Genomic DNA, 12,358 nt, shown 5'->3' with positions numbered 1-12,358 from the left:
TCTCTCAATGAGGAGCCAAACTTGAATCGAGCTACTGCATAAAGACCCTCAACGGCCATTGAGGGTGGGCCTCTAATTTACCCGTTTTATTGAACTCATTAACCATACAAGGACTTAATAGGCTTAAACGGTTATTAGATTAATAGGCTGGCTCAGTCAGTTCTGTGATAGTTTCCGGTCATCAAGCATCGATAGGAGTTTTTTCCCAAGTCACGATCCGTCGAATTCATACTCCGCCTCGAATCCGGGTGTAAGACAATAAATCCAGCCTGTTCCTACTAATTCATCCTTATTCAGCTCTAATCTGATTTGAGCCAATATATCTACTGCGATTTTTATGTCAGAATTCAATACTGACTTTAATCTGTTAAACTTTTGGTGCTCTTGTGGCTACAGACCGCTGGTTATCTGTTGAAGAAATCGCAGAACATTTGGGTGTAAGCAAGGACACTGTCTACGCGTGGATCAACAAGAAGTCGATGCCAGCTCATCGGGTAGGCAGACCGTGGAAGTTTAAAGCTGACGAAGTAGACTTGTGGGTAAGGTCGGGCGGAGCTTCTGATGTCTTTAAGGAAGATAACAAGGAAGATAAATAGTATGGCCTTGAACGAAGCGGATACTTGTCGAGTCTATGTGACGCCAAAACTTAAAGAGTCTGGTTGGGAAAACAATCCTAGCGCAATAACTGAACAGTACACATTTACCGATGGTCGAGTTCAATTTAAGGGCAGCAAAGTTCAGCGTGGGGAGCAAAAGCGAGCTGATTATTTACTTAAGTACACTCGTGATTTTCCTATTGCCGTTGTTGAGGCTAAACCTGAAAACAGCCCTGTAGGGCAAGGGATGCAACAGGCAAAAGATTACGCAGAAATCTTAGGGCTAAAGTTTGCTTACTCAACCAATGGTCATGAGATCCTAGAGTTTGACTACACCACTGGTGAAGAGCATTTATTGTCGCTTTTCCCAACCCCTGATGAGTTATTCAAGCGGCTTTGTGGCGATGAAGGTTTAAAGGATGAAGATCTTGATACCTTGCTGTCCCCTTACCACCATGTTTCGGGTTATTCCCCGCGTTACTACCAACAAATAGCCATAAACCGGGCAGTTCAGTCGGTGCTTCAAGGTAAAAAGCGCTCATTAATTACGATGGCAACGGGTACGGGTAAGACTGTCGTCGCTTTTCAAATTAGTTGGAAGCTGTGGAGTGCTCGCTGGAATCGCACGGGAGACTACAGAAAGCCTCGTATTCTATTTTTGGCAGATAGAAATGTGTTGGTCGATGACCCAAAGGATAAAACATTTACCCCGTTTGGTGATGCCAGGCACAAAATTGAAGGCGGCAAAGTTGTTAAAAGTCGTGAAATTTATTTTGCCATTTATCAGTCCATTGCCAGTGATGAGCGTCGTCCTGGCTTGTATAAAGAATTTCCGCAAGACTTCTTTGATCTAATTATCATTGATGAATGTCACCGAGGCAGTGCCCGCGACAACAGTAACTGGCGCGAAATTCTGGAGTATTTTGAGCCAGCCTTTCAAATCGGTATGACTGCGACGCCGCTGCGTGAAGATAACCGCGATACTTATCGCTATTTTGGCAACCCCATCTACACCTACAGTTTGCGCCAAGGTATTGATGACGGATTTCTTGCGCCATACCGCGTACACCGAGTTATTTCGGAAGTCGATGCGGCAGGTTGGCGACCAAGCAAAGGCGATGTAGACCGCTTTGGACGAGAAATCCCAGATGGTGAATACCAAACCAAGGACTTTGAACGGGTTATCGCGTTAAAGGCTCGAACAGATGCGTTTGCTAAGCATCTCACCGACTTTATGAAGCGAACCGATCGTTTTGCAAAAACGATCGTGTTTTGTGTCGATCAAGAACACGCCGATGAAATGCGTCGGGCGCTCAATAACTTGAATTCTGACTTGACACGCAAGCATCCAGATTACGTTGCACGTGTGACATCAGAAGAAGGGAAAATTGGCAAAGGGCACCTCAGTCGTTTTCAAGAGTTGGAAACCAGTACCCCAGTGATACTGACCACTTCACAGCTATTAACAACGGGGGTCGATGCGCCAACCTGTAAAAATGTTGTGCTTGCGCGTGTTGTGAACTCAATGAGTGAGTTCAAGCAAATTGTGGGCCGTGGTACTCGCCTACGCGAAGATTACGGCAAGCTGTGGTTCAACATCATTGATTATACCGGCTCCGCCACACAAAATTTTGCTGATCCTGACTTTGACGGTTACCCAGAAATTGAAGATGAAGTGGTGATTGATGAGGACGGTGAAGAAGTGGTGGATGACACTTTAACACCAGAGAGTGAAGAGTTAGAGGTTGCTGAAGAGACGGTTGAATACGAAGTGAATACTGAAGGTGAAGGCGCTGATGATGAAGAGGAGCACGAACCGAGAAAGTACTACGTAGACGGTGGCAGCGTTAAAATTACGTCTCATTTGGTCTATGAGTTAGACGAAGACGGTAAACAGCTTCGTGTCATCCAATATACCGACTACACCGCAGAAAAGGTAAAGACCCTCTTTTCCTCACTGGATGAACTAAAAGATAGCTGGGCTAACCCGTTAAAGAGAGAAGAGATCATTCTCGAATTACAAGAGCGCGGGATCCAGTTTGATGATTTGGTGGCAGAGTCGGGTAAAACCGATGCAGATCCATTGGATTTACTTTGTCACATAGCATTTAACGTACCGCTGCGAACCAGAAAAGAGCGCGCTGACTATTTGAAGAAAAACAAACCGGACTTTTTTGATCAGTACGGCCCAGAGGCCCGCGCGATCTTAACGTCTTTACTGGACAAATACACCGACCACGGCCCCAAGCAATTCAGTATTCCGGATTCGCTACAGGTACCGCCTATTTCTGAATATGGCAATGTGATGGAAATAGCCAATCTCTTTGGCGGCGCATTGCAAATGAAAAACGCCGTGGACCAATTACAAACGCTGCTCTATAGCCAGCAATAACAGAAGTGACGACACGATTTATGGCACGAACAAAGAAAGCAGATCAGCCGATGACCACCGCCCAGCAATTAGGTGCGATTGTTAAATCGTCTCGGCAAATCATGCGTAAAGATAAAGGCTTAAATGGCGATCTCGACCGCCTGCCAATGCTCACTTGGATCATGTTTTTGAAGTTTCTCGACGACTTAGAACAAATGCGAGAAACCGAAGCCGTGCTAGAAGGAAAAAGCTTTCAGCCAGCCATCGAAGCGCCATACCGCTGGCGAGACTGGGCAGCAATTGAAGGTGGTATCACCGGCGACGAGCTGATTGCCTTTATTAACAATGATGAAGCAATGCGACCTGATGGCACGCGTGGCATCGGTTTGTTTGCCTACTTGCGTAGCCTGCAAGGTGACAACGGTGGTGATCGCAGAGATGTGATTGCGACCGTGTTTAAAGGCATGCAAAACCGCATGATCAACGGCTATTTGTTACGTGATGTTGTCGACAAAATAAACGGCATTCATTTCAACTCATCTGAAGAGATGCACACCTTAAGCCGCCTTTACGAAACCATGCTGCGTGAAATGCGCGATGCTGCTGGCGACTCCGGCGAGTTTTATACTCCGCGTCCAGTGGTTCGCTTTATGGTTGAGGTGATGGACCCGCAGTTGGGTGAGTCTGTATTGGACCCAGCCTGCGGCACGGGTGGTTTTTTGGTTGAAGCGTTCGAACACCTAGAGCGCCAGTGTAAAACAGTCGAAGACCGCGAAGTATTGCAAGAAAGCAGTATCTTTGGCGGTGAAGCCAAATCGTTGCCTTACCTGTTGGTACAAATGAACCTGTTATTGCATGGTTTGGAATACCCAAGAATTGACCCAGAAAATAGCCTGCGTTTTCCACTACGAGAGATGGGCGACAAAGATCGTGTGGATGTGATCTTAACCAACCCACCGTTTGGTGGTGAGGAAGAAAAAGGCATTCTTGGTAACTTCCCGGAAGATATGCAAACCGCCGAAACCGCAATGCTGTTCCTTCAATTGATCATGCGTAAACTCAAACGCCCTGGTCATGGTTCAGACAATGGCGGTCGCGCCGCGGTTGTTGTACCAAATGGCACGTTATTCAGTGATGGTATCAGCGCACGCATTAAAGAAGAGCTGTTAAAGAACTTTAATCTGCATACCATTGTTCGTTTGCCGGAAGGGGTATTCGCGCCTTATACCGACATTCCAGCAAACGTTCTTTTCTTTGATCGTTCTGGCCCAACAGAAGATATTTGGTTCTATCAAATAGAGACACCGGAAGGCCGAAAAAAATACACCAAGACTAAACCGATGGAGTATTGTGAGTTTAGTGACTGCCTAGCATGGTGGGGTAATCGCAAAGTTACAAATCAAGCTTGGACTATAAAGGCTAATGATGTTCTCAAGTATCATGACGATGGCAAACTTCTCGAAGTTAATCTAGATCGTAAAAATCCTTATAGTTTAGAGGCGCTTGAGCATTTACCGCCAATTCAATTAATTGAAAAAATACAAGGAAAAGAATTAGAAATATTGGATTTGCTGAAAGAAATGAAAGCGCATTTACAGGCGGAAATCTAATATGATCGGTGATTTTGCGCTACAAATCGATAGATATGAGCCAGTTGAGTCTGGTCAGGTTTATAGAATGCTTGGCATGCGCTCTAAAATTGGCGGACCATTTATTAGAGAAACCAAGTCAGGTTCAGAAATATCAGCCGCAAAGCTAAATAAAGTTAAAGCTGGTGATTTTATTTACAGCCGATTGTTTGCTTGGCAAGGGTCGTTTGGACTTATACCTGAGGAGATGGATGGTTGTTATGTGTCTAATGAATTTCCTTTGTATGAATTAGATACATCAAAAGTAATACCTGAATATTTGGTTTATTGGTTTGGTCTTCCTCATGTCCAAAAAATGGTTGAAGCTGATTGCTCTGGCTCCACGCCTGGAACACGAAACAGATTCAAAGAAATATTTTTTGAAAGATTAGATATTGAGCTTCCTTCGATAGAACAACAAAAGAGTATTGTAAAAAGCATCCAGCTATTGGAGCAAAAGAGAAGCGCTGTTATTGATTTGAGATCTACAGTGTTGGCTGATGCGCAAGCAATGCTGAGTAGTGCCTTTCATAAGTTAATTGAAGGCGCTGTCTACAAGCCGATGTCGGAAGTGGCTCCGATTGTTAGAAGACAAATTGAAATTACAGTTAATGGCGAATATCCAGAACTGGGTGCTCGGTCTTTTGGCAAAGGTATTTTCCACAAGCCCACGTTAATCGGTGCGGAACTCGATTGGCAAAAGCTGTATGCCGTCCACTCTGGTGATCTGGTCTTAAGTAATATTAAGGCTTGGGAAGGCGCTATTGCTGCTGCTGGAGATAATGATCACGGTCGAGTTGGGTCGCACAGATATATCACATGTGTGCCTGTAGAAGGGGTAACAACTGCAAACTTTCTGGCGTTTTATCTTCTGACTCAAGAGGGTATTGAACAAGTACAGGCAGCTTCGCCTGGTAGTGCAGACCGAAACCGAACCTTAGCGATGAAAAGATTAGAGAAAATTAAGGTTCCTGTTCCTGATTACGATAAGCAGCTTTGGTTTAATCAACTGCAAAGCTATGTTGAAAAAATCAAACAAGCTCAATCAGAAAATGCAACTGAGTTAGAGGCTCTGATGCCTTCAATTTTAGATAAAGCCTTTAAGGGAGAATTGGTTTAATGTCTATGCCTGCACCGACGCTTGCTTATGATGCTGGCACCGAGCCTGTTATTGCTCATGGCTTGTCTTATCAGGACGAGCAAGTGAGCGAGATGTTAGCTGGCCCCGTAAAGCATATTTTGCAAGATACCGCAGGCAATGATGAGCTCCAAGAGTTACTTGGCAGTGTGGTGAGCACGGAATTTGAGCAAGAGGGTTTACGCCAAGCGCTGATCGATGAAACCGTGCCAGATAATTGGCGAGTAGGCGAAGCCATTGCCGAAGCCTTTGTGGCAGATAAAGGCAATTGCGTGTTTCCGTGGCCCACAGGGCGTGATCTTAAAAACCCGAATGCCAGCCCAGCAGGGTGCGATTTGACTGGATTTCAACCTGTAAACGATGCTGAGCTTTCCTACCGTTTTGCGTTTGGTGAAGTAAAAACGTCTGAAGAGAACAAAGCGCCACCAAGCGTGATGACCAGCTTGGGTACCCAATTGTTTGGGCTACGAGATAATCGCCAAGTAAAAGATGCCCTATTACGTTATTTAGGACTCCATGCGGTGCGAGCACCTTGGGAACCGATGTTTAAAAGCGCTGCCAAACGCTATTTGAGCTCGAACACAACGGACGTTGCTGTTTATGGTGTTTTGGTGCGCGATATTGCCCCAAGCGCTTCTGATATTGCTGGCCGAGCAAAAGCACTGGCGGCCGATTGTCCAGTGCAAACTGATATTGAAATGTACGCTTTATACCTTCCCCTAAACATGATTGGTACGCTGTCTGCTCGTGCTCAAGCGGCTATGCAGGAGGCGTCATGACGCTTTCACAAGAGCACTTACTACAGGTAGATCAGCATTGGGCTGTTCAGTCCATTAGCGCTGAGCGGCGTGATACGGCTATGGAAATGGCGGAGCGGCGCTTGGTTGATGTGGCGCTGGGTAATCTACTCGAACATGCGGCAACTGAGTTTGACAGTGACTTGTTAGAGCAAGTAGCAACAGCGTATGAGTTGGCCGCGATCGAAGGCATTGGCGCTTTGTTGCACCCTGTTGCCAATCAGGACAATAAAAATATTCGTGAGCTTGCACAAGCTGGCGCGTTTCGAGCGTTCGGGCTTTATCGTGTGTTACCCGTACCGAGTGACAATGAGGCGCGCTTGTTTCATGTGTTGCATGTGTCGGGTTTGGCGTATTGCGCCGATCGCTGGACCGATTTACGTCGATGGTTTGAAGAGCAGAACAGTACATTAGCAGTACCCAGTGTGGCAGGTGTTACTTGGGATAAGCGTCTGCTTTACCGAATTTTTGATTGTTGGTTACGACTACTACGTAAAAACCGCTGGGACGACTTAGATCAGATTTCAGAGATTGTACTTGGTTTACGAAACGATCAAGCGAACTACGAAAAAGCGTTACTAGAACAAACTCAAGGTGCAGAGGCGCAAAGCATAGCAATGCGTTTAGTGGCGCTTTATCACTGGGCCAAAGCAACAGAGCGTTTAGCGGTGTACATGCTGCAAGGCGAACCGGTAGCGATCGATGCACAATTAGATCAGCATTTTGAAGCGGCGCAAAAAGCGGCACAAGCCTCGAAAGACCCGCAGCTCGAAATGATTTTACGCTGGTTACATGTCGCAAGCCGAAAAATGGTCGCTGGCTCTTTATGGTGGGTGGCGCATACGGTTAACTCCCGTGTGACCCGCTTTGTTTCCCATGTGACTAAGCACAAGAGCTTATTTGAACTGTTACCTCCGCAACGAGCGGCACTGCAAGAGCAAGGTTTACTCGATCAAGCCAGTAGAGCGGTAATTGTTGATTTGCCTACATCCGGCGGTAAAACCGCGCTGGCACAGTTCCGCATGTTGCAAGCGCTGAATCAGTTTGATCAGGATGATGGTTGGGTGGCCTATGTTGCGCCAACTCGCGCTTTGGTTTCTCAAATTACCCGTCGATTACGTGAAGATTTTGGCCCATTAGGTATTCAAGTTGAGCCGTTAACTGGCGCCGTTGAAGTGGATGCCTTTGAAGAAGCTCTTTTGGATCAAGCACGTGCTTTTCAGGTTTTGGTTGCTACACCAGAGAAACTTCAATTGGTGATGAGGAATAAAAAAGTAGCTCGCCCACTTGCTTTGGTCGTTATGGACGAAGCTCACAATATTGAAGATGAATCGCGTGGATTGCGGATTGAACTTCTGCTTGCAACGATTAAGCAAGAATCACCTCGGGCGAACTTCTTACTCTTGATGCCATTTGTTCCGAATGCTAACGATTTAGCTCAATGGCTAGCGGCTGATCGTGGCCGAAGCATTAGCTTGGGCACCTCTGCTTGGCAACCCAATGAGAGAATTGTTGGTCTATTTGATATTCATAAAGGTGAAAAAGCTGGTGATTGGAGTTTAAGTTTTGAAACTTTGACGACCACTCAACGGACGATTCACCTTAAGGGAACCCATAAAGTAGATGGTAATAGGCCTCTGCAAAAGCTGAATTATACAAAGGCTAAGGGTGTAACGACACAAGCTGTCGCTATGGCTAAGGTGTTCTCTAAGCGCGGTACTAGCATTGCTGTAGCGCAGACGATTCCAGATGCTTGGAGTATTGCTCGTAAAGTTGCCGCAGAGCTTGAACCTTTCGTTCAGGTGCACGAAGACATTAAATTGGTTCAGCGTTTTCTTGCTGCTGAGATTAGTGAAGACTTCGAGTTAATTGATATGCTGTCAAAAGGTGTCGTTGTGCATCATGCTGGTTTACCTGCTGAGGCGCTTTCATTAATCGAGTGGCTTACAGAAGCTGGCCATATTCGAGTGATGTGTGCGACGACAACCATTGCACAAGGGCTTAATTTCCCTGTTTCATCAGTTTTTCTTGCGACGAGAAAATTGCCTTACGGCAATGAAATGTCGCATCGGGCATTTTGGAACCTCGCGGGGCGTGCTGGGCGTATAGGCCACGACAGCGTCGGCGTTATCGGTATTGCAGCAGGTGCACAGCCGAATGAAATCAGACAGTATGTTAGTGACGCAACCGCATCGTTAGTTTCTCGACTGGAAGGGATGCTGGATGATCTTCAAGCTGCGGGTGAATTAGCAAACTTATCTTGGATTATGCAGCAAGAGCAATGGGCTGACTTCAGAAGCTATATCGCTCATTTGTGGAATGAAAAACGTAACTTGGACGTTGTGATTGGTGAGGCCGAACAATTATTGCGAAATACCTACGGGTTTGGTTCTCTTCGAGCTAAGGCTGATCAAGCTTCGCAAGAAAAAGCCGATGCTCTTCTTGAGGCCACTAAAGGATATGTTAGACAGTTAGCTGAGCATCCAGAAAATGCATCGTTGGCTGATGTTACCGGCTTCTCACCAGAGGGAGTTCGTTCAACATTATTGGATTTGAATAACCTTGAAAACAAATTAACGCTTGCAGATTGGGAGCCTTCGAGTCTGTTTGGCGATAAATCGAAGTCTGTGTTGCCAAGCTTAATGGGGATTATGCTCAGGGTTCCACAGTTACAAGAGAGCTTGCGAGAAATCAGTAAAGGGCAAGGTAATAGTCATCGGAAACTTGCTGATATTACCCAGGCTTGGGTAACAGGTAGTTCCATTGAATCTATAGCGAAGACTTATTTTGAAGGTGATAACCTTACAGATCAAATCTCTAAAGCTTGTAGAGCCGTGTATAGAGACTTGGCCAACAATGGCGCTTGGGGGTTGTCGGCATTAAGTAAAATGCCAACTTCAGGGCTTGATTTTGAAGCCATGACAGACGAAGAAAAGCGTAGATTAAATAACCTCCCTGCGATGCTTTACCATGGTGTGAAAACCGAAGAAGGTGTTTTGATGCGCATGAACAGCGTTCCACGAAGCATTGCTGAACGTGCCGGTGAAGACTTTAAGGCTCGAACCGAAGCTGGTGCGGAAAATACTCTGTCGCCTCGAAAAGCCAGTGAATATTTGAAATCTTTGAAATCAGATGATTGGGCTCGTTTAAGGCCTGATAATTCATCACTGTCTGGTGAGGACTATTTAAAGGTGTGGAAGCGACTTTCCGGAGGTTAAACGGAGAGTTTATTTTTGCACCACCACAATCACTTAGCAGCATTAGCTACACCCAAAATGCAGATAATACACTATCACCAATGACAGTTGGATTGATAAGACTATACATGTGTTAAAAGTCATCTTTTGCAAATTGGGGGAACAACCATATTTCTGATGACAGTCAGACTTCGGCGAAAAACAATACCGCCGTTATTTCCCTGATTATTGTAGGCAACTGCTGCTTAGTGTTTCTATCGGTGATGTGACTGGAAAATCGATTAATATGCTCGGTGATGATTTTTAAGACATCTTTCTATTGTTGAACATACACACATGATTTGAACGCCAGAATGGTGCAGTGTGTTATAAAAACATGGATTAGTTCTTAATTAACAACAATCAACTATAAAAGTTTAAGAAAGTTTTGTTAAAAAAATACGGCTTTATATTATTTTTTTCTAATATTTATTCTTGAATTAAATGTAAAAAAACACCCTAAATTGATTGATTTTTCATCAAAAAAGGGTGTTTTAGTTTAAGAATATAATGTCAACCTACAGGAATGAAATTTCCCTGGCTTGTTGCATTATCCGCTTACAGTACCCAGCGGTGCAGGGCAGATGCAATACCACTATCATCATTGCTGCAGGTGACAAAATCAGCGTATTGTTGTACTTCTGGTGTCGCATTACCCATAGCCACGCCTAAGCCAACTTTCTGAAACATACTGATGTCATTGTGGTTATCACCAAATGCAATGACCTGCTCCAGATTCATCCCTCGGTTTACCACCCACTCAGCCAGACGGTTACCTTTACTATTACCCATATTGACTATTTCCAGACCATTAGGTGCAGTCCGGTCATAATTAATCGCTAAATTTTCAGGTAATGCGGCGATAAAGCTATCAATCCCTTTGGCGGTTGCATGTGATAGTTCTATTTTCCATAAAGGTATATGGGTTTCGCATAAGGTGGCGAGAGAACGGTGTTCAATAAAGTTTGGGTACTTATTGAATCCTGATGGAAGGTGACACAGGTGATCTTTAATTTTAAGAACATGTTCATTATCCGGGCGGTGACCAATCCCGTCTGAAAAATGACAAATCGCATCCAGTTTTAATGAGTCAATCAGGGGGAATAATTGATGCCATTGCCAGCTTTGTAATGGTTTCCCGATAGTGATTTGTTCTGTCTGTGCATCATAAATATAAGCACCGTTGGCACAAATCAAAGGGGTGTCCAACTTCAGCTGATGGTGAGTTGGACAGGCCATCATATGATGACGCCCTGTCACCAGAATAACCTCAATTCCCTTACTTCTTGCTTGCTGCAGAGCGTCAATCGTTTCAGGGGTTACGGAATGCTCACTGGTTAATAATGTACCGTCCATATCTAAGGCAATAACAGCTATATCTGCCATGTTCATCTATCTCTTGTCTGATTTATTAACCATAGGCTGAAACTTTAACGTTTCTTTTTCAAGAGACAGATACAGGAAAAAATCCCGGTTATCCATTAACAGAGATATCACACTAAGTTATTAGTCATAAGCGCAACGAGAAATATATTGGCTCTGCCATATGGCTTTACGTAAACTTGCGGCTCTTTTGAGCATTTAGCACTGGGATTTGCAGTATGTCAGACATTTTGAATAGTTTAATTATGGGGATCGTGGAAGGCATAACAGAGTTTCTGCCTGTATCTAGCACTGGGCATCTGATTGTCACGAAAGAACTACTGAAATTTGAAGGTAGTGAAACGTTTGAAGTTGTTATTCAGCTCGGCGGTGTACTAGCTGTCATGTGGTTCTACTTTCAGACCATTCTGCAACAAGTGAAAAATGTAGCCACTGATGCTGCGGTACGCCGTTTCTGGGCTGCGGTGATCATCGCTTTCCTGCCTGCTGCCTTTGTTGGTTTGGCATTTCACCACTATATTACGGAATACCTGTTCAACAGCGTTACTGTAGCATGCAGTCTGATCGTGGGCGGTATTATCATGTGGTGGATCGAAGGTGTAGCGTTTAAACCCCGCACACTGGCATTTGAGCAGATCACCCTCAAGCAGGCCCTGGCGATTGGTTGTGCTCAGTTATGTGCTTTGATCCCTGGTGTAAGCCGTAGCGCTTCGACCATCATGGGTGGGATGTTAACCGGTCTGGATCGTTCTACTGCGACAGGATTCAGTTTCTTCCTTTCTATTCCAACTCTGGGCGCTGCCAGTATTTATTCGCTGCTCAAAGATCTGAACGGAGTCGGTGAGCACGGTATCGTTAACATCAGTGTGGGTCTGATATCTTCATTTATTGTCAGCTTACTCTCTATCGGTTGGTTATTACGTTATATCAGTAAGCACAATTTCCGTGGTTTTGCAGTTTATCGAATCATCGCAGGTGTGATCATTTTGATCTTGTCATACGCAGGTTTCTTTACGTCAGCAGCGTAATTTCAGCCTTTAACACAGCAAATTGCTGGATATAACGGCAATTTGCTGTAAAAAGCAGCAATCAGAAAAGATCTTGCAAAAAAGGGGTTGATCAAAAAACTTTGCTCCCTATAATGCGCCCTCACTGACACGGCAGACGCCGCAACGAACTGAGGAATCAGCGAGTTACGTCAGTAAAGAT

Annotated in this window: 8 protein-coding genes; 7 read left to right on the top strand and 1 reads right to left on the bottom strand. The window is 44.9% G+C overall.

Going from position 1 to position 12,358, the window contains the following annotated elements:
• Nucleotides 1–386 precede the first annotated feature (386 nt).
• From HNR75_RS15090 to HNR75_RS15065, 6 genes are read left to right on the top strand one after another with little or no spacing between them, the layout of a single operon-like run.
• A complete protein-coding gene (locus HNR75_RS15090; RefSeq protein ID WP_188027803.1) occupies nt 387–596 on the top strand; it encodes an excisionase family DNA-binding protein in 210 nt (69 codons plus the stop codon).
• A 1-nt stretch (nt 597) separates the two neighbouring features.
• The gene (hsdR, locus tag HNR75_RS15085; RefSeq protein ID WP_188027802.1) at nt 598–2,988 is read left to right on the top strand and encodes an EcoAI/FtnUII family type I restriction enzme subunit R; all 2,391 of its coding nucleotides are present in this window, start codon (nt 598–600) and stop codon (nt 2,986–2,988) included.
• A gap of 20 nt (nt 2,989–3,008) precedes the next feature.
• Nucleotides 3,009–4,577: a class I SAM-dependent DNA methyltransferase gene (locus HNR75_RS15080; RefSeq protein WP_175463831.1), complete on the top strand. Its 1,569-nt coding sequence runs from the start codon at nt 3,009–3,011 to the stop codon at nt 4,575–4,577.
• Between the two features lies 1 nt (nt 4,578).
• Entirely contained in the window at nt 4,579–5,715 is a 1,137-nt protein-coding gene (locus HNR75_RS15570) for a restriction endonuclease subunit S (RefSeq protein WP_188027801.1), read from the top strand.
• Nucleotides 5,715–6,512 carry a hypothetical protein gene (locus HNR75_RS15070; protein ID WP_188027800.1) on the top strand — a complete coding sequence of 266 codons (798 nt, stop codon included), beginning with the start codon at nt 5,715–5,717 and terminating at the stop codon, nt 6,510–6,512. The genes HNR75_RS15570 and HNR75_RS15070 overlap by 1 nt, the downstream gene beginning before the upstream one ends.
• Entirely contained in the window at nt 6,509–9,748 is a 3,240-nt protein-coding gene (locus HNR75_RS15065; protein ID WP_188027799.1) for a DEAD/DEAH box helicase, read from the top strand. Before HNR75_RS15070 ends, HNR75_RS15065 begins: the two co-directional genes overlap by 4 nt.
• 576 nt (nt 9,749–10,324) lie before the next feature.
• On the opposite strand, the gene HNR75_RS15060 is transcribed toward HNR75_RS15065, so the two are convergent.
• Nucleotides 10,325–11,152, bottom strand: coding sequence for a Cof-type HAD-IIB family hydrolase (locus HNR75_RS15060; RefSeq protein WP_188027798.1), 828 nt, complete (start codon nt 11,150–11,152; stop codon nt 10,325–10,327).
• Between the two features lie 215 nt (nt 11,153–11,367).
• Here HNR75_RS15060 and HNR75_RS15055 point away from each other — a divergent pair, with 215 nt between their 5' ends.
• Nucleotides 11,368–12,177 carry an undecaprenyl-diphosphate phosphatase gene (locus tag HNR75_RS15055; RefSeq protein ID WP_188027797.1) on the top strand — a complete coding sequence of 270 codons (810 nt, stop codon included), beginning with the start codon at nt 11,368–11,370 and terminating at the stop codon, nt 12,175–12,177.
• Nucleotides 12,178–12,358 lie beyond the last annotated feature (181 nt).

The organism is Tolumonas osonensis, from assembly GCF_014202415.1.
Classification (GTDB): Bacteria; Pseudomonadota; Gammaproteobacteria; order Enterobacterales; family Aeromonadaceae; genus Tolumonas; species Tolumonas osonensis.
This window is presented reverse-complemented; position numbering and strand designations above follow the sequence as displayed.